Below are 18,228 nucleotides of genomic sequence, written 5' to 3'. Positions count from 1 at the left end.
TCGCTCCTTATCTACGATACCCAAAGCGCATTGCTTGACGAGCTTCTTCGATTTGTTGTTTTTCCTTGATCAACTTTTTTAATTCCCGTTTTGACTCTTTGCATCGTTGGCTAATTGCACTTACCATGATAGCCTCAAACAACACAACGATTACCAATACACCAATAATAATTTCATTTAACATTTTCTGATCTCCATTTCTTGTTATATTTATCTAAATAACGATATTACTTTGAATGAATTGATCTAATTCATTCTTATCGATGCGTTTTGTTCCATCAATTTGATAAAGATTCAATCCCATCTTGATCCATTTTCTGATGGTATTTGAACTACAATCCGCATAATGTGCTGCACTTTCTAGTGATAACCAACGCTTTTCTGCTATCTCCTGATCTAAGAATTCAGTGAAAGATTCTTTAAATTGAACTCGAACCACTGATCTTATTCCGTTTTCAAATTCTTCACTTAGAATATTCATTGTCAACTCCAATTTGTGATATAATTTAAGTAGTTTATTTTTGTTGAGCGCTTCACTTGTTTTGTGAAGTGCTTTTTTTGTTTTATGCCACGTAGCCATTCAAAAATTTATTAATAAAGTATTGCTGACCTTTACCAGTGACCTTGACGGTCCTACTAACTGAGATATGACCGTCTGGATGTGTGATGGTAGACTCTTTGATTTCAAAGAGTTTCATTTCCATGCTACGTTGTGTCGGCATATTCCAGTCAGAGCCTCTTCGCTTGATAAGATAGCCATTTTCACGTAGCCAGACAAACAGACGATTTCCACCAATTTTGTATCCATTTTGGCTGATTAGTTTAGCAAGATCACCGACTAAGATTGAAGAATGACTTGCGCTCACTGCATCAGCAAATAGAACTTTCGGCTTATCAGCTTCAATCTGCGTTTCAAGTTTATGAATTTTCTTGTCAGCCATCAGTAAGGCTCTTGCCATAATCTTCTCTGGACTATTGAAGTCTTTTTCTATTTGGATGAAGTACTGTCTGACTTGCTTTCCACGCTCCGTTCGCTGGATCATAGCAATTTCTTTTGCCATGTCTAGCTTAATGATGTGGTCCAATTTGTTGTGCCCACCTCGGCCTGTTTGCGTTCCAAAATTGGAAAGCAAAATATAATCTTGATTTTCTACAAAACCATAGTCAGTCATTCTATCAAACCATGTTGTATAATTTGAATTAACCCCTAAAGCATCGTGTAGTTGTCTGCCTGAAACTACAGGCTCCTGACTATCATTCAGGGTTACATTGATAAGTTCGTTCATATCCCTTCACCTTCTATCGGATCTTAAAATCTTCAATCACACGAGCAATGAATTGGTTAGCTTGTGGATTTTTCAACTTTCCATTTAGGATATTGGTAACATCCTGACGGGTCATACTATACTGTACAGCTAATGTTGCCATTGACAAACCATGTTCTTTCAAATAATCTCTGACCTTTTGACGGCCACCATCCATATTAGGCATCTCGTTTCCTCCTTTTTTGTAAGTAAAAATAATGAACTATTTTTTTGGAATTCATTGTCTGCTCTAACTTTTAGCAAATAAAACCTTTACAAATCTTCTTACATTTAGTATAATAACGTTACCTTTATAACAGAAAGGAGCTGATGCAAATTGGCAGAATTTTTGAAAGGTACTGTGTCTCAGTAAAATTTGGATTCATCTGTAGGTTTTCCTTTTGCCTACCGTACCTGACTAGCAGGGTTCAATAGGAGAGCTATCTTTTTCAGGGCGTCTTAGCTGGACGACCCAAATAGTAGTTAAATCAGCTGTCACTTTTATAGTGGCGAAAAAGCTAGACTCTAAAATCGAGAATCAAATTCTATTTCAACTGCAGGTCCGGGGACGATACCGGCGAAGTGTTGTTGACTACTGCTATTAGTTTGAGCAGAACAATTTCCGTAACGTACCCCAGATAGCAGCTGAGGTGCGTTTTTTATTTGTGTAAGAAAATGAGTTAGTAAATTAATTTATAAAATCCTTGACAACTTTCACCCAAAAGGTTAAAATGTAGGCATAGTTAAAAACTTGATAAAACGCAATATCTATCAACTATCTTGCTCGCCAAAGCTGTTTATTTTAGATAAGTTTTACTTCGTTTTTTTCTAACTCACTAACTTACAAAAACTATTTTACACCCAATTAGGTGTATTGTCAACACTTTTACACCTAAAAAGTTGAAATATTTTTTGTTATGCTTCTGAAAGGTTGATTTGACAATGTTTCCGACATACGAAAAAATTAAAGAACTTGCCGATAAAAGGGGAATTTCTCTCACGAAACTAGAAGAGGATTTAGGTTACAGCAGAAATACACTCTATAAGTTGAAATCTCAAAAACCTAACGCTGAGAGAATATCGGAAATCGCTGACTACTTCAACGTGTCCACCGACTACCTATTGGGACGCACTGAAAATCCAAAAATTGCGAAAGATGGTGATGCTTCTGCACCATTAGACCTCAGAGACATTGCTGCGCAATCTATGTTATTCGATGGTAAACCACTTACTGAAGAGGATATTGATTTTATTACAGCAGTCTTGGAGGCCCACTTAAAAAATAAATAGAGGTGCATTTTATGACTGTAAAAGAGCTTTGTGCCCTTGAGGGTGTGAGCCTATGCTACTTTGATGGAAGCGAATGGCACAGCCCAGGCTTCTTCAATCCGGCATTAAAAGTCCTTGCTATAGATATCAATCTATCGGAGCAAGATCAAAAACAAGTAGCCCTACATGAATTGGGACATAAAGAACATAACCCAGTCCAGTATGAGATTAATAGGGAGTTGTGTGAACTTCAAGCTGATCGTAGCATGATTCATCATCTATTAGAAGAAGAATTAAAGACTCTGGATGATGTATCAGAATTTAATTACATCCATTTTATGGAACGGTATAATTTAAAAACCATCGCTAACGAAACGATGGTGATTGATGAATATAGGTCTTTAATTGATTAAAAAAGGAGAAATTATTATGGGATTTTTTGATAATGTTAAACAAGAAAGTTCTTTTTCTGGAGCTTCAGGAGTAACTGGATTGAACTATGTTGTGCTTCAAGTGACACTTAAAGAAAAGTTATTTGGTACTGGATCTGGAAACCTCACTGAACTTGAAGATGTGATTAACAAACAAGCTGCTAAAGGATACCGACTCCATACCATTAGCACAGCTAACGGGGGCAGCAAGGGCCTAGGTGGAGGAGATCGCATCCAGGCTACAATGGTGTTTGAGAAAATTATTTAGTTAGATCTTTTTATTATCACCTTCACAAAAGATATTGGAGAAAATATGAAAGAAATAATTTATTTAGATACAAATCTAGTTAATTCATTATTAGCACAACTTAACTCAGGCCTGATTACAAAATTAGTGAACGAAGATGGCGAAAGTGACGCTAGGACAGAGGGGAGCACAGAACAAGCTACAAAAAAAGGTTCAGTCGGTATTTCAGCCTTATTAAAAGCTGAAGGTGATTATTCTTCTACAACAATAGATAACTATAACTTTGTCTTTTCCAAATCAAACAAAAATTTAGTAGAAACTGCACTTGATGATTACTCATTAGATTTGCTTATCAATGGGCTTGAAGCAAAACAACTCATCAAACTAACTGATTACAAAGACGGTGACTTAATTTCTACATCTGGAGAATTGACAGCTTTCAACTTTGAACAGTTAGCTGAAGCAAGCGACCTTGAAGAAATTGGATTTATGCTCCCAGGATATGACGAATTTAAATCACTGCGCTCAGAATATTCAAAAATAAAAGATAAACAAAAGTATTTAGCAAGAACAAAAGACATTCAAAAAGAGCTTGAAACGAACGCTTGGAACAATTTTGATATACTAAAAAATATGTCAGCTTACTTAAAAAAATTATTACCTGAAACAAATTTAGTTAAGATTAACGATACCTTTAGTATTTTGCCTCTAGAGTTTCTTAGAGTTCAAAATATCCAACTCAGCTTTATGCAACTAGGTAAAAGAAAAATAAAAATGTTAGGTATTTGTTCATCAACTATTGACGAACAAACAACTAACGACTTATCATATATGAGTGATGGTAACAAAATAATAAAACACGCACCGACTACAATTCTAAGTATTATGCTTAGTTCGTTTGGTGTCATTAATGTAGGAGACCACCTAGTAAGACCTATTGCTATTTATTTCGAGGACTAAATAAGTGACCATATCTTTGATTGAACAGCTCTCTTTTTAAAGTTAGTTCTTCTTCACCGACTTGGATATCCTTATGAATTTTATCAGCGAACTCCTTGTGATGCAATTCCATTTCTTTTATAGATTGCTCTATTTGTTTTTGTTCTTTGTTAATACGAGTAAAAAAAGAAAACATGTCACTGCACCACCTTTCAATATTATTTTACAACGAAGATTAACAAAAAGCAATAAAAATCCCCACACCGCCTGCAAGCTAAAATGTGAGGATGTGCTGTATAGAAAGAATGGCATTAAAAAGCCCTCTTTACTATACCCATTTTAACAAGAAATGAGGTAAAAATCAATGATCAAAAAATATAAAAAAGGTGATGGTTTCGCTTACTATTTTAAAGCCTATCATGGAATTGATCCTTTAACTGGAAAGAAGATTGTAACTCTTAGGCGTGGTTTTAAAACCGAACGCGAAGCTAGACTTGCTGAAGCTAAGTGTTTGGCTGATTATGAGAAGAAAACATTTAGAACCAGAAATACAACTACTACTTTCAAACAGGTATATGAAACGTGGAAAGAGCATTATAGAAATACAGTTAAAGAATCTACCTATGTTAGCCAAATTGACAAAGCAGATAGACTTATTATCCCTCATTTTGGAGATAAGCCCATAAATAAAATTACTCTATCCATGTGCCAAGCTCAGGTCAATAAATGGGCTGAGGACTATAAGAGATTTTTTGGGATCATCAGCATTGCTAATCAGATATTTGATTATGCTATATCTATGGAATTGATTGATAGCAATCCAATGAGAAAAACTCTAAAACCAAAAAGAAAAAAGAAAGATAAGGAAGAGCTTGAACAATTCTATAATAAAGAAGAACTAAAAACTTTTTTCGAAATGGTCCAGGAACTTGATGACATAGAAATGCTCACTTTCTTCCGTTTGTTGGCTTTCACAGGAATGAGGAAAAACGAAGTGGGTGCATTAAGATGGACTGATATTGATTTGGAGAGTGGACAACTAAAAGTTAATCAAACACTAGCTAAGGGTGAAAACAATAAAATCATATTTCAGACTCCAAAAACGAAAAAAAGCCAGCGAACAATATCGCTGGATCCAAAGACTATTGATATTTTGAAAGATTGGCACAAATACAGTACAAAAGGCTTATTATTTAAAAATGAATCAGGCAGCCCTAAAAGTATTGTGCATGTAAATAACTTACTGAATAGAGTTTGGAGAAAGTATCCTGAATTCAAGCGTATCACTCCTCACGGCTTCAGACATACTCATTGTTCCCTATTGTTCGAGGCTGGAGCAACGATCAAAGAGGTCCAGGAGCGACTGGGGCATGAAAATATACAGACAACGATGGACATATATGCTCACGTCACCCAAAAAGCAAAAAATGAAGTTGCTGACAAATTTGCTTCCTACATTGGTTTTTAGAATATGGGTATCACCGTGGGTATCAAAACAAAAAAACAGGCTCTCCGTTATATTCGGAGAGCCTTATTTTATGCTATCTAAAGCAATTATTTTGCGATTGGGTAAACAGAAACTTGTTTTTTATCGCGACCTTTACGTTCGAAGCGTACTACGCCTTCAACTTTTGCGAACAAAGTATCGTCTCCACCACGTCCAACGTTCACACCTGGGTAGATGTGAGTACCGCGTTGACGGTAAAGGATAGATCCACCTGTTACAGTTTGTCCATCAGCTGCTTTAGCTCCAAGACGTTTAGCTTGTGAATCACGTCCGTTTGATGTAGAACCTCCACCTTTTTTGTGGGCGAAAAGTTGCAAGTTAGCAAGATTCAATTTCAACATAATTGTTTTCCTCCATGTTAGTTTTCTGTGATAACTCTTGTTTGGATGAACTCAGATGAGTTCTCCGATAAGTTTGCCATCCCTAAGAAAAATGATTCAAAGAATAGTTGGGTCATTTCTCTTTGATGAGGTGGAATGTGTGTCGGGATTGTGACCCGCATGAAACCACCCTCTTCTTCGTTTAATTCTAGTTCCGGTTCATAGCCTGCAAATTTCTCAACAGAGTTGACAAAGTTAATGGCAAGCGTAGAAACCGATGCACACACGACATCAAAGCCGTATTCGCCACTTCCAGCGTGCCCAGTGATTTCTGCACTCCTCAGCTCGCCATCTTCGGCTCGTTCAAAGACTGCTTGTATCATGTGTTCTCCTAAAAATTAAGCGTTGATTGCGTTGATGACAACTTTAGTGTAAGGTTGACGGTGACCTTGTTTACGGTGGCTACCTTTTTTAGGTTTGTACTTGTAAGTAACAACTTTCTTTTGTTTTCCTTGTTTTTCAACAGTTCCAACAACAGTAGCTCCTGAAACAAGTGGAGTTCCGACAACAGTGTTTTCACCACCAACAAGAACAACTTCGTTAAATGTAACTTCTTGACCAGCTTCAACGTTCAATTTTTCAACGTAGACTGCTTGACCAACTTCAACTTTAACTTGTTTTCCGCCAGTTTTAATGATTGCGTATGTGCTCATTATGCACCTCCTATGTATTTTTGGGTTTCCCCGTATTTTTGTGAAGACTCGCCTAGCATCGTGGGACGAACCACTTATTCTCATGAAAATGAGCAACGATGATCGAGCGGTTGCACAGGCATGTGCATAGTCAACTCTCTTAGTATATCACTTCTATCAGACAAAGACAAGCATTTTTGCGCTTTGAAAACGAATTTTCTTTTAAAAAATTCTTTTAAGTGTTTACTAGAATTAAATGACTTCTATAAATCTCAGCTATCTTTATAAAGAAGCTATTTATGATTTAGTTGTTTCCTTTTATGAATGATCTCACCCATCATAAAATTCATGGAGCAATTGGATCAGTTCTTGCTGTTGTTCCAGTAAGTTCTGACCGATGGTGGTGGATTGGATGAGAGTACGGTCCTCCAGGTCTTCAATAACCCTCTTCAAGGAAGTTTGCTCAAATGGCGAATCTACTACCTTTTGAATGTCTTGGAAGGGCTGATGGGTTACCAGTTGAAAACCATAGGAATTATTAAGGAGTGAATAGCCTGCTGTACCTGTCTTCTTTTGATATGCTTCGCAAAGACCCCCATCAATGACAAAGAGTAGTCCTTCACCCCGAATGGGCGATTCCCCCTTTCCTGTCTTCACTGGTGTATGTCCATTCACAATGCGAGATACCTTGGCTTCAAGACCAAATTCCTCTAAAATTAATTGGCAAATCTTTTTTGAATTGCGATAGCTAAAATACTCATTTTCTATTTCCTTATGCGTTTCTGCCTCCTCAATAAAATACCGTTCAAAGGTCGTCATCTTATTCTTCCCAAAGAGAGGAGATAATTGCCCTCGCCAGCAATACCATACTAAATCCGTTGAAAGGTCGTCCCCAACTTCTTTGTTTTTTGCCGCAAAGCGTATATGATATTCGAAAAAGTCTAGTAATTCTTTCCCCGCATACTGGGCTTGATGAAGAAGCAGAGGTTGAAATTCCCCAGAAGGTTTCAAGGGAATACAACCATGAAAAAGCAAGTGATGATTGTAAACCTTATACATGGAACCTTTTTTCATTAACAGCTCCATATGTTTGGCCATTTTGGGAGATCCATGGAAGGAAGCCAGCATACTGTCTACTATTTGTTTTTCTTCTGAGGATAGTTCAGAAGGATTTTCCCGATCTATGGTTTGGAAGCAGGTATTTTTCAAGGAATAGCTCTTCCCGTCAATGCTGATTGTATTCTTCCAATAATCAATGTTATCCAGCAAGATTTGATTTCCCATCTGAAATTCTGGCCGTCTCTTCATCAATTGAGTTTCTATCTTAAATTGGAGAATGGCCAGCGCTTGATGGACCTTTTCCAGCTGTAATATTTCTTCTGGTGTAAATTCCTCCTCTCTTGTCCCCAGAATAGGCCTAAACTTAGGATTGGCTTTGTAGGTTTTATCCGCAAATAAGGTTAAGGATCGAATGTTTAAGCCATAAGCTTTTTCGATATCCCATAAATAACCATAGCGTGCTGCAATGCGCAATACATTCAATAAACACGCCTTGGATCCAAAAAAAGCTCCCATCCAAATGATATCGTGATTGCCCCATTGAATATCTAAGGAATGAAACTGAAGAAGCTCATCCATTACCTGGGCACTTCCAGCCCCTCTATCAAAAATATCTCCTACCACATGCAGGTGATCTATCAATAAGCGACGAATACTGCTGGCAATTCCCAAGATAAAGGGATCCGCTTCTCTTAGTTCAATAACATAACTTAAGATAGTATGGAAATAAGAATGTTTATCAGCTAGCGTAAGATCACTATAGATCAGTTCTTCTATAATATAGGCATATTCCTGGGGCAAGGCCTTTCTCAGTTTGGAACGGCTATATTTAGCTGCTACAAAACTCAATAGAGTCAAGAGTTGAGAAATCGTTGATTTATACCACTCTTTCTCCTTATTCACTCCTTCCAAAACTCGCTCTGGATAAGATACCAGAGCTGACAGTGTATTCTTTTCCTCTTGTGTCAAGGAAGCTGCAAAGCAATCATTAATTTTCTCATTTAAAATTCCAGCGCAACTTCTCAAAATATAATCAAAAGCCGCAAATTCTCCATGAATATCACTTATGTAGAGTTCTGTCCCTTTTGGTAGGTTTAAAATGGCCTCAAGATTAGTGAGTTCAGTAATGACTTTTTGACGAGAATCAAATTTCTCTAGTAAAATACGCTTATATTGCTCCATATCATTTCTCCAAGGAATCTGCAGTTACAACCCAATCTAGACTGATTCAAGAATCAGTTCATCTTCTTTACTTGCTCCTCAATTAGGAAAGCTGTCTCTTCAATCGATTTATCCGTCATATTGATGACTTGAGCGCCATATTGTTTAAAGACCTTCTTGGAATAATCCAATTCTTGATAGATTTTTTCTAAATCCGTATAGCTTGTTTCTTGTGTTAATCCTAAAGAATCCAAGCGATGGCTTCGAACTTTCATTAATTTTTCGGGCTCGCAGATTAGACCAATCAAGCGACGAGAATCAACCTTATCCAAGACCTGAGGTAAAGGAACTTCTGGGATCAAAGGCAAATTTGCAACCTTATAGCCCTTGTTGGCCAGGTAAATACTCAGGGGTGTTTTTGATGTACGGGAAACACCAAGCAGGACCAAATCGGCTTCTAAAAATCCCTGGGGTGCCTTACCGTCATCATATTTCACAGCAAATTCAATTGCTGAAATCTTTTTAAAATAATCACTGTCCAAGCGGTGCAAGGTTCCTGGAACTTCGATTGGTCTGGTTCCGGTCTTTTCTTGAATGATTTCAAAAAATGGATGCATGAGATCTAAATAAGCCAGACCATTTTTTTGGCTAAATTCCCTGGCTACTGATGCTAACTGACTATTGACCAAGGTGCTGATGACAAGCGCATCATCCTTTAAGGCATCATATAAGATATCCAAGAGTTCCTCTTCTTGATTGATAAAAGGGAAACGGGAACTATTATTAAAAATGATATCTGGATACTGTGCCGTAACTGCTGACAATAATTTTTGGGAAGTTCCACCCAAAGAATCTGAAATACTATATACAATGATCTCTTTTTTCATATTTATTCCTCTTCACTCTTCAGTTCAGCATTTCTTGCTTGTAGGATAATGTAATCGAGCAAGACTGATTTGGTCACCGTTCCCACAATTTTTCGGTCATTTTCCTCATCGACTACCGGTAAGGAATCGATGGCATGATCCTGCAGGAGGGCAGCCGCTTCTAGGATGTTCATGTCTTTTGTACAGGTAATGATATGTGGCATTCGAGTCATACAAACTGCTACAGGAGTCGTCTGGATACTTGAATTAAGAGATGCTCTCAATAAATCTTTACGGGACATAATTCCCAGTAAGAGCTTGTCTTCATCGATAACATAGAGGACATCGGCATCATACATAAATAGGGTGATAATGGCATCCTGAATATAGGAATCATGGGTGACTAAAACCGGAGAGGTCATGATCTCTGCTACTTCTTTTTGAAAAGTATCAAAAAAGAAAAGTGTTTCTAGATCTAATCCAGAATAAGTATAGCCAATTTTGGGAGTCGCTTTCAACATACCAACCAAGGTCAGAAAGGACAAATCCGGGCGAAGGGTCGCTCTTGAAATATCCAATAAATCAGAAATCTTCTCCCCACTTAAGGGCTGATGCATTTTAACAATTTCAACTATTTTCTTTTGACGTTCACTTAATTTCAAAATTTCCTAGCCTTTCTATTTCTAGCTCCATGATGATTATATCAGACATCTTCAAAGCAATATTCATCATATTTTCATCCTTTACTTTCAAATAATCATCATTTTTTACTGAATATTATAGCAAAATAATCCAATTAGTCAACAGAAAAAGATGTATGTTTTATTTGACAAATTTATGTGATGTATAATACAATGTTTTTGTCTTAAATGTGACACATATTTAGTTTTTTTGGAGGCTTATATGACAAAATGGATTTACTCCTTCGAAGAAGGAAGTGCGAAGGACAATGATCTCCTGGGTGGGAAAGGCGCTAATTTAGCTGAGATGAGCCATCTGGGACTACCGGTTCCTCCTGGATTTACCATCACCACAAAAAGTTGTATCCACTATCTCGATCATCCTGACTTCTTTGATTCCTCTTTAAAAGAGGAAATTTTGAAAGCGGTTGCTCAACTGGAAGACAAAACGGGTAAGTCCTTTAGCGGAGAGGATCCTCACTTGCTCTTAGTCTCTGTGCGTAGCGGGGCCAAGTTTTCCATGCCAGGGATGATGGATACCATTCTCAATCTTGGTCTCAATGATCAACGGACTCAATTACTGGCCAAAGAAACCAATCTTGATTTCGCCTACAACTGCTATCGCCGTCTACTCCAGATGTTTGCTGATGTGGTCTATGGTATCGATAAGGGACTTTTTGATGACCAACTAGCAGCATTTGAACAAAAACAGAATAAAAAGGTCCATGATTTTGACCTGGCCCAGCAACAAGAATTGATCCAACACTATAAAGATCTCTACTCCACACACAAAAAGCAATTTCCTGAGAACCCGAATGAGCAACTTTATGCTGCCATCCAAGCAGTCTTTAAATCCTGGAATAACAAGCGGGCTAGAATTTACCGGGAGCTTCATCAGATCCCTCATGATTTAGGAACAGCTGTCAATGTCCAGGCCATGGTCTTTGGAAATAGTGACCAAGCCAGTGGGACAGGGGTTTGCTTCACTAGAAACCCTGCAACTGGGGAGGCAGAACTGTTTGGTGAATTTTTGCTAAATGCTCAAGGGGAAGATGTGGTAGCTGGGATCCGCACTCCTGAGCCGATTGCAGCCTTAAAAGAAATCCAACCTGAAACCTATCAGGCTTTCAGTGACTACGCCAAGATCCTTGAAAACCACTATAAGGATATGCAGGATATTGAATTTACCATTGAGAAAGGCAAGCTCTACATCCTCCAAACCCGAAATGGAAAACGAACAGCCAAAGCTTCTTTAAAGATTGCTCTAGATATGGTAGACCAAGGTCTGATTCGTAAGGAAGAAGCTCTCCTCAGAGTTGCTCCTGCTTCCATCAGTCAACTAATCCATCCTGTCTTTGAGGAAGTGGCCTTAGAGAAAGCACCATTCTTAGCTCAAGGCCTACCAGCCAGCCCAGGTGCAGCTACTGGCCAAATCGTCTTTACTGCCGACCGAGCTAAAGAAATCCATCAAGAAGGGAAAAAAGTCATCCTGGTTCGACAAGAAACTTCTCCTGAAGATATTGAAGGGATGATTGTCAGCCAAGCCATTGTCACCAGCCAAGGGGGAATGACCTCCCACGCTGCTGTTGTAGCTCGTGGCATGGGAACTTGCTGTGTCGCAGGTTGCGGAGAATTGACTATCAGTGAAGAAAATAAAACCCTTTCCTGTGGCAATCTGGTTCTAAGGGAGGGAGATCTCATCTCCGTAGATGGTTATTCTGGTCGCATTTATCGTGGCGAACTTCCAACTGTCCTAGTTGAGAACAACCAAGACCTCCAGCGCTTGCTTGTTTGGGCAGATGAATTCGCCATCCTCCAAGTTCGAGCCAATGCAGAAACCGTCAAAGACTTGACAACCGCTATGAACTTTGGGGCCAAAGGAGTCGGGTTGGCCCGGACGGAACACATGTTCTTTGGACAAGAACGGATTCTTGAAATGCGTCGCCTCATCTTAGCGGATACTGAAGAAGAAACAAAAGAAGCCCTCAATAAGCTCCTAGAATTCCAAGAAGAAGATTTCTACCAAATGTTCCAAACCGTTCAAGATAAACCAATGATTGTCCGCCTGCTCGATCCACCCATGCATGAGTTTCTACCTAAGGATTCCCAAGAAATTGCATTATTAGCAAGCAAACTAAAAAAATCTCCTGATAAACTTGCCGACCGCATTGAAAGTCTGCAGGAAAGCAATCCTATGTTGGGACACCGGGGTTGCCGTCTCGGCATAACTAAGCCGGATATCTACAAGATACAGACAGAAGCTATTTTTAGAAGTGCTATCAAATTGCATCAAGAAGGTCAACAGATTAAGCCGGAAATCATGGTTCCTTTAATTGCTGATCAAAAAGAATTAGCATGCATCAAAGAGTATCTTGTTCAGCATATTGAACAGCTTTTCAAACAGTATGGTCAGGAGCCATTCCCTTATGAAATTGGTACCATGATTGAACTGCCCCGCGCCTGCCTAACCGCAGATAAACTGGCTCAAGAGGCTGATTTCTTCAGCTTTGGCACCAATGACTTGACCCAAATGACCTATGGCTTCTCTCGGGATGATATTGGTAAATTCATTGGCCACTACAAGGACAAGGATATTCTTTCTTTTGATCCCTTCCAAAAAATCGATAGGGAGGGAGTCGGTGAATTAATGAGAATTGCTATCAGCAAGGCCCGTCAAGTAAAACCGAACCTCACTATCGGTATCTGTGGCGAAGTTGGCGGAGATCCTTCTTCGATCTCCTTCTTCCAAGACATTCAAGTCACCTATGTTTCCTGCTCTCCTTACCGGGTTCCTGCTGCCAGACTAGCCGTCGCTCAAGCAGCGATTCAAGCGAAAAACTAAGCTATGCTTACTAAATATATCTTGTAACCCTCTATATTTTAAAGGATCTAGCCTTCCCATTACAGACTAGATCCCTTTCTTTATTTTGATATCAAAAAGCCCCTCAACCTAGAAGATAGCTCTAGGTTCAGGGCGATTGAAGTCTAATTATTTTTTCTCTTCTTCCTCTTATCCCTTGCTTTTATATTTAAAGTCTTTAAAACTCATTTTAGCTTTCGACGAATCGGTCATGCTATTCAATTTTTCTTCTTGCTCTTTGGTGATTTTGAGAGGAATAGCTGAAACCATATTCGGTTTTAAAACACCTGATTCGCTGATCTGATAATCTACCGTAATATTTTCAAGAATCGGTGCTCTATCATATTCCAAGTTCACAACAAAGGAGGCATCTCGATCAATGGTTGTAGTGGTCCGATTCACCATTAAGAACAGGGCCAAGCGAGTTTCCTCATCTCCAAAAGTATAACCTGGGAAAAAGACAAATAATTTTCCGGCATCCCCAAGCGTCGGATTGTCTTTGATAAACTTTTCAGCAAGTTCTAAAATCTCATTGTCCTGATCTTTGTACTGGTCAGCTCTAACAAATGTGAGGGCTTCTTTCTTACTGCTTGAGGTTTGGCTAGATTTTGATTCTTTATTTGAGCTCGTAAAAGATACTTTGACACAGCCTGTCAAAAGAAGCAAACTCGTTATTAACACGATAATTTTTTTCATCTTCTCTCCTTCTAGTTCTTTTTAAAAAGAGGCTGGAAAATCTCAGTCTCTATTATAAAAGGTCCTCAATCAGATCATCGACCTCATCTTTTTCTGCTTTTGGTGTGATCTCCGTTACCATGATCCCTGCTACCGCACGCTCAACCAAAGCTTCCACATCCATGCGTTCCTCATATTTCTCCGCATTTTTGAGTTTGGGATTGGTCTTCGGACGGTCTGGCGCAAAAATGGTACAGCAATCCTCGAAAGGCTGGATAGAGATTTCAAAGGTATCAATCGCTTGGGCAATATCGATGATTTCCAACTTGTCCATGGTCACTACCGGACGGATAACCGGTGTATTGGTCACGGCATTGATGGCTTGCATGCTCTCTAGCGTTTGACTAGCTACCTGACCGAGGCTTTCTCCATTGATGATGACCAAGCCACCACGGATTTGACGAATACGATCTGTGATGCGCATCATAAAGCGTCGGGTCAGGGTCATGAGGTAAGCTTCGGGCGCTTTTGCCTTGATTTCCTCTTGGATCTCTGTGAAGGGCACCTCGATAAATTGGATATTGCCACCAAACTTGGTCAACTTCCGTGTTAATTCCTGGGCTTTTTTCAAGGCACCTGGGCTAGTATAAGGCGGGCTCGCAAAGTGAACGGCCTCGATATCCACCCCACGCTTCAAGGCTAGGTAGCCAGCTACTGGAGAGTCGATCCCACCAGATAGCATGAGCATCCCTTTGCCAGATGTACCAACAGGAAGGCCACCAGCTCCCTTAATGGTTTCATAAGAGATGTAAGCTGCTTCTTCGCGGATTTCGACTTGCAGATTGATATCTGGCTTTTTCATCTGTGCCTGAATGGTTGGAATCGCTTCAAAGACAGCCCCACCCAAGGTTTGATTGAGCTCGCGGCTATCGAGCTCAAAGGTATGGTCACTCCGCTTACTTGAGATTTTAAAGGTCATGCCTTCTTCGTAAATCTCTTTCATAATCCCTTGCACTGCTACTTTCAAGGCTGGGACTGATTTTTCAATCTTGTAAACAGGTGAAAAATTTTGGATTCCAAAAACCTGCTTGAGCGATTCTGCTACTGGTTCATAATCTGTCCCATGTAGATAAGCATGGGCCCGATCGCGGTCCGCTGTCACTTTGACAGCTGGATAAATAGATAAAACATCTTGGATATTATTGCGAAGTTTATTGATGAAACGCATACGGTTCTTTCCTTTCGTAGAAAGCTCTCCATAGCGAATCATAATTTCTGAATAGGTTAAGGTCATGTTGATTTCCTTCTAAAATTAACGTACTTTTCTTGTTTGTTCGTAAATCAGTTTGAATTTGGTCAAGAATTGCTCGACTTGGCTCATGTCATTTTCCAGTTCGAGACTCAAGCGAACAGCTGTCTGGGCGATACTCTTGTCCACTCCCATAGCTATCAAGGTTCCAGCTGGTTTTCCAGCCTTGGAAGAGCAGGCACTGGTGGTCGAGATGTAAATATCAAACTCTTCAAAAGCATGGACCACTACTTCACCACGAACTCCCTTGATCCCGAAAGTCAAGATGTGAGGCGCAAAGTGATCCTCACCAGAAAAGATGGTGACATCAGGATAGTTGGCCAATTCTTTGCGGATCACTTCTTTCATCTGCTGGGTCTTACTGACAAAAGCTACTTGGTTTTCCATCGCTAAGCGTAGGGCTTTTGCGGTTGCTGCGATACCTGCCACGTTCTCAGTTGTCGAGCGCATTTCTTTTTCTTGGCCCCCACCCGTTAAGAGAGGGGTGATCTTTTTGCCTTCTTTGATATAGACAAATCCAACCCCGCGAAGACCATGGAATTTGTGACTAGAGAAGGTCGCAAAGTCCACGCGCTCTGGTAGATAGCCCGCCGTTGCTACCTTGGCCAAGGCTTGAACCGCATCAACATGGAAACTAATAGTTGGGCGATCTTCTAGGAGAGCAGCAATTTCATGGATGGGTTGGATGGAGCCAATCTCATTGTTGACGGCCATGACAGAGACCAATGTCGTATCCGGACGAAGTAGGTTAGCCAAGGCATCCACTTTGACAAAGCCCCGGGCATCCACTGGCGCATAATCCACTTCGAATCCCTGCGTTTCTAACCAAGTAGCCGATTCCTTAATGGCAGGATGCTCGATGTCAGAGACAATGATATGCTTGCCATAAGGAGCTTTCTCAAAAGCGACACCCTTGAGGACCCAGTTGTCCCCTTCTGTCCCACCAGACGTGAAATAAATCTCCTCAGCTTTCTTGCCAATTAGCTCCGCAATCTGTTTCCGGGAAGCCTCTAAAATACGAGTAGCTTGACTTCCTAAATTGTGCAGACTAGAAGGATTCCCCCAAATCCGAGTCGCTACTTCCGTATAGGTAGCAAGGGCTTCCGGATAAGGTTTGGTCGTTGCTGAATTGTCAAAATAAATCATGTCCTACGCATCCATCACTTTCTTTTTACGTAACTTCTATTTTATCATTTCTAACAGCTTGGGACAAGGATTTGATAAAGATAGATGAGGTGAAATCCCTCTATAAAATTCAGTTCTTTTTAGACATTTTTCAGAAAATGACTTATAATAGGAAAGTGTTAAAAAAATTCATGATAGAAAGAGAACAAACATGTCACAATATTCAAGAAGTAACAAGAATCAAAAACCTGAGGAACAAGTAGATACCAAACCTTCTCGCGGTGAAAAGGTCAAACAAGGTCTATCACTATTTCAAACAGTTGTAGCTACAATTGCTAGTCTTTTAGGGATTATCGTCACTTCTATTACGATTATGAGTCTGCTTAATAAAGACAATCAAAAGACAGAAGACAAACCATCTAGCAGCACCAGCGTCGTCGTGGTTCACGATAAGGAGTCTGACTCAAGCGCTACCAATACAGATGCCAATACGCAAACCGATTCAAGCAATACAGATACCAGTTCACAAAAAGAAACCGATAGCTCATCCGCTACAGAATCTAGTTCGTCTGCCGCACAAGACCAAGGCTCCACAGCAACAAACAGTGGCGCAGATACAGCATCATCCGGAACCAACTAAAAAATCAGTAAGGACAATCTTACTGATTTTTTTTAGCTTTTGATGTCAGCTTTTATTGTAGTATTTATTAAATAAAATAAGTGGATCTTACTCATTTTTTTCGTTTTTGATAAACTCCAGTAAAGTCATTTAGATATTCTAGTAAAATAACTAATTCAATAACATTGACTACAAAAACTTAAAGGTTTTAAATTTTCCAACTCTTACTCGATATAATCACCCTTAATACTAATATGTTGGCCCATACTGAATGTCATCTTTTGATCAGAATCCAATACGACATCCACCCTCCATCCTGAATCTTCAAGTTGATTGACGGTGCCAAAAATTTCTATGACCTCATCTCCACCTTGTGGTGTCCCATTTCCACCCTCAATTCATTGCGTTTCGTCCCAATAAATTTGAATAGATTCAACCTTTGAACTCTTTGATTTCACAAAATCGACGATTTCTTGCTCGTGATCTTTGAGATAAGCGAGCTGTTCTTGTTTAAAGACTTCTGTGTCTTCTTTAATTGATGAGGATGCGACAATTTTCTCTCGTCTGCTCTTTTCACGTTCTTGCTTCACACATCCTACTAGATATCCAAGTGTTGAAATGAAAGTAATTGTGATCACCAGATTGTTTATTTGTTTTTTCATAATTTTATTTCGTTTAAAACTGATTCCTCTATTGCATCTCTCATTATATAACGGACGGATCATTTCTTTTCTACCCGATATAAATTGTCTGAACCAATTGAATCTATTTTAGGCATCTTATTTTCGTCTAAGGTAAAATTCAGGCTAAAATTTGTTAGATCACTTCCATTGGCATAACCGAATACTAATAGTATTTCGTCACCACCTTGAGGTGTTCCATTTCCTGCCACGCCCCACTGAGTTTCATCCCAATATTTTTGACAGATTCAACTTTCAGATTTTGAGCTTTGACAAAATCGACGATTTCTTGCTCATGCTCTTTGAGATGAGCAAGTTGTTTTTGTTTAATGGCTTTTTTGTCTTCTTTGATTGATGACGAAGCGATGTTATTTATTGGTTTCGTCTGTTCTTTTGGCTTCCCAACACACCCTCCAAGGATTAAAAATCCAGCAATGGCAACAACTGTTACCACGATTTGTCTGGTTTCTAATCTCATAGCTTTT

23 protein-coding genes and 1 other annotated feature are annotated in these 18,228 nt (G+C 39.3%); of the genes, 7 read left to right on the top strand and 16 right to left on the bottom strand.

Features of this window, described 5'->3' with window-relative positions:
- Positions 1 to 7 precede the first annotated feature (7 nt).
- The 4 genes from QM968_RS07150 to QM968_RS07135 all read right to left on the bottom strand — a co-directional run bounded on the left by QM968_RS07150 (position 8) and on the right by QM968_RS07135 (position 1,491).
- Complete coding sequence (locus QM968_RS07150) at positions 8 to 184, bottom strand: hypothetical protein (protein WP_195227205.1); 177 nt, start codon at positions 182 to 184, stop codon at positions 8 to 10.
- Between the two features lie 30 nt (positions 185 to 214).
- The gene (locus QM968_RS07145) at positions 215 to 481 is read right to left on the bottom strand and encodes a helix-turn-helix domain-containing protein (RefSeq protein ID WP_195227204.1); all 267 of its coding nucleotides are present in this window, start codon (positions 479 to 481) and stop codon (positions 215 to 217) included.
- Positions 482 to 563: 82 nt separating this feature from the next.
- Entirely contained in the window at positions 564 to 1,286 is a 723-nt protein-coding gene (locus QM968_RS07140) for a phage antirepressor KilAC domain-containing protein (protein ID WP_414383233.1), read from the bottom strand.
- A 13-nt stretch (positions 1,287 to 1,299) separates the two neighbouring features.
- Positions 1,300 to 1,491 carry a hypothetical protein gene (locus QM968_RS07135; RefSeq protein ID WP_414383231.1) on the bottom strand — a complete coding sequence of 64 codons (192 nt, stop codon included), beginning with the start codon at positions 1,489 to 1,491 and terminating at the stop codon, positions 1,300 to 1,302.
- A gap of 755 nt (positions 1,492 to 2,246) precedes the next feature.
- On the opposite strand from QM968_RS07135, the gene QM968_RS07130 reads away from it, so the two are divergent.
- The 4 genes from QM968_RS07130 to QM968_RS07115 are packed head-to-tail and all read left to right on the top strand — an operon-like array spanning position 2,247 to position 4,211.
- A complete protein-coding gene (locus QM968_RS07130) occupies positions 2,247 to 2,594 on the top strand; it encodes a helix-turn-helix domain-containing protein (protein WP_414383229.1) in 348 nt (115 codons plus the stop codon).
- Between the two features lie 11 nt (positions 2,595 to 2,605).
- The gene (locus QM968_RS07125) at positions 2,606 to 2,986 is read left to right on the top strand and encodes an ImmA/IrrE family metallo-endopeptidase (RefSeq protein ID WP_414383227.1); all 381 of its coding nucleotides are present in this window, start codon (positions 2,606 to 2,608) and stop codon (positions 2,984 to 2,986) included.
- Between the two features lie 16 nt (positions 2,987 to 3,002).
- A complete protein-coding gene (locus tag QM968_RS07120; protein ID WP_347101935.1) occupies positions 3,003 to 3,272 on the top strand; it encodes a DUF4177 domain-containing protein in 270 nt (89 codons plus the stop codon).
- A gap of 45 nt (positions 3,273 to 3,317) precedes the next feature.
- Positions 3,318 to 4,211 carry a hypothetical protein gene (locus QM968_RS07115; RefSeq protein ID WP_414383225.1) on the top strand — a complete coding sequence of 298 codons (894 nt, stop codon included), beginning with the start codon at positions 3,318 to 3,320 and terminating at the stop codon, positions 4,209 to 4,211.
- Here the strand turns inward: QM968_RS07115 and QM968_RS07110 are convergent.
- Positions 4,192 to 4,386, bottom strand: a complete 195-nt coding sequence (locus QM968_RS07110) for a hypothetical protein (RefSeq protein ID WP_414383223.1) — start codon at positions 4,384 to 4,386, stop codon at positions 4,192 to 4,194. The genes QM968_RS07115 and QM968_RS07110 overlap by 20 nt on opposite strands.
- Before the next feature lie 168 nt (positions 4,387 to 4,554).
- On the opposite strand from QM968_RS07110, the gene QM968_RS07105 reads away from it, so the two are divergent.
- Positions 4,555 to 5,658 (top strand): tyrosine-type recombinase/integrase, encoded by a 1,104-nt coding sequence (locus QM968_RS07105; protein WP_414383221.1) that lies wholly within the window; start codon positions 4,555 to 4,557, stop codon positions 5,656 to 5,658.
- An 86-nt stretch (positions 5,659 to 5,744) separates the two neighbouring features.
- Here QM968_RS07105 and rpmA read toward each other — a convergent pair whose 3' ends face one another.
- The 6 genes from rpmA to QM968_RS07075 all read right to left on the bottom strand — a co-directional run bounded on the left by rpmA (position 5,745) and on the right by QM968_RS07075 (position 10,457).
- The gene (gene rpmA / locus QM968_RS07100) at positions 5,745 to 6,038 is read right to left on the bottom strand and encodes a 50S ribosomal protein L27 (protein WP_003002805.1); all 294 of its coding nucleotides are present in this window, start codon (positions 6,036 to 6,038) and stop codon (positions 5,745 to 5,747) included.
- 17 nt (positions 6,039 to 6,055) lie between these two features.
- Positions 6,056 to 6,400: a ribosomal-processing cysteine protease Prp gene (locus tag QM968_RS07095; protein ID WP_342984216.1), complete on the bottom strand. Its 345-nt coding sequence runs from the start codon at positions 6,398 to 6,400 to the stop codon at positions 6,056 to 6,058.
- 15 nt (positions 6,401 to 6,415) lie between these two features.
- Positions 6,416 to 6,730 carry a 50S ribosomal protein L21 gene (gene rplU, locus QM968_RS07090; protein ID WP_003007734.1) on the bottom strand — a complete coding sequence of 105 codons (315 nt, stop codon included), beginning with the start codon at positions 6,728 to 6,730 and terminating at the stop codon, positions 6,416 to 6,418.
- Between the two features lie 34 nt (positions 6,731 to 6,764).
- Positions 6,765 to 6,852, bottom strand: a sequence feature (ribosomal protein L21 leader region).
- 187 nt (positions 6,853 to 7,039) lie between these two features.
- Positions 7,040 to 8,950 carry a fructose-1,6-bisphosphatase gene (locus tag QM968_RS07085; protein WP_414383219.1) on the bottom strand — a complete coding sequence of 637 codons (1,911 nt, stop codon included), beginning with the start codon at positions 8,948 to 8,950 and terminating at the stop codon, positions 7,040 to 7,042.
- Between the two features lie 53 nt (positions 8,951 to 9,003).
- Complete coding sequence (locus QM968_RS07080; RefSeq protein WP_009731220.1) at positions 9,004 to 9,816, bottom strand: pyruvate, water dikinase regulatory protein; 813 nt, start codon at positions 9,814 to 9,816, stop codon at positions 9,004 to 9,006.
- 2 nt (positions 9,817 to 9,818) lie between these two features.
- Positions 9,819 to 10,457: a helix-turn-helix transcriptional regulator gene (locus QM968_RS07075; protein WP_009731221.1), complete on the bottom strand. Its 639-nt coding sequence runs from the start codon at positions 10,455 to 10,457 to the stop codon at positions 9,819 to 9,821.
- 241 nt (positions 10,458 to 10,698) lie between these two features.
- On the opposite strand from QM968_RS07075, the gene ppdK reads away from it, so the two are divergent.
- On the top strand, positions 10,699 to 13,317 hold the full coding sequence (ppdK, locus tag QM968_RS07070; RefSeq protein ID WP_414383217.1) for a pyruvate, phosphate dikinase: 2,619 nt from the start codon (positions 10,699 to 10,701) through the stop codon (positions 13,315 to 13,317).
- 168 nt (positions 13,318 to 13,485) lie between these two features.
- On the opposite strand, the gene QM968_RS07065 is transcribed toward ppdK, so the two are convergent.
- From QM968_RS07065 to QM968_RS07055, 3 genes are read right to left on the bottom strand one after another with little or no spacing between them, the layout of a single operon-like run.
- Entirely contained in the window at positions 13,486 to 14,031 is a 546-nt protein-coding gene (locus QM968_RS07065) for a lipoprotein (RefSeq protein WP_009731223.1), read from the bottom strand.
- A 52-nt stretch (positions 14,032 to 14,083) separates the two neighbouring features.
- Positions 14,084 to 15,304 (bottom strand): tRNA uracil 4-sulfurtransferase ThiI, encoded by a 1,221-nt coding sequence (gene thiI, locus QM968_RS07060; RefSeq protein WP_009731224.1) that lies wholly within the window; start codon positions 15,302 to 15,304, stop codon positions 14,084 to 14,086.
- Positions 15,305 to 15,322: 18 nt separating this feature from the next.
- Entirely contained in the window at positions 15,323 to 16,465 is a 1,143-nt protein-coding gene (locus QM968_RS07055) for a cysteine desulfurase family protein (RefSeq protein WP_414383214.1), read from the bottom strand.
- 190 nt (positions 16,466 to 16,655) lie between these two features.
- On the opposite strand from QM968_RS07055, the gene QM968_RS07050 reads away from it, so the two are divergent.
- Entirely contained in the window at positions 16,656 to 17,084 is a 429-nt protein-coding gene (locus QM968_RS07050; protein WP_414383212.1) for a DUF6556 family protein, read from the top strand.
- A gap of 377 nt (positions 17,085 to 17,461) precedes the next feature.
- On the opposite strand, the gene QM968_RS07045 is transcribed toward QM968_RS07050, so the two are convergent.
- Positions 17,462 to 17,725, bottom strand: coding sequence for a hypothetical protein (locus tag QM968_RS07045; protein WP_414383210.1), 264 nt, complete (start codon positions 17,723 to 17,725; stop codon positions 17,462 to 17,464).
- A 184-nt stretch (positions 17,726 to 17,909) separates the two neighbouring features.
- Positions 17,910 to 18,221 (bottom strand): hypothetical protein, encoded by a 312-nt coding sequence (locus QM968_RS07040; protein WP_414383208.1) that lies wholly within the window; start codon positions 18,219 to 18,221, stop codon positions 17,910 to 17,912.
- Positions 18,222 to 18,228 lie beyond the last annotated feature (7 nt).

It is taken from the genome of Streptococcus sp. OMI870, assembly GCF_047460295.1.
In the GTDB taxonomy this organism is placed as follows: domain Bacteria; phylum Bacillota; class Bacilli; order Lactobacillales; family Streptococcaceae; genus Streptococcus.
This window is presented reverse-complemented; position numbering and strand designations above follow the sequence as displayed.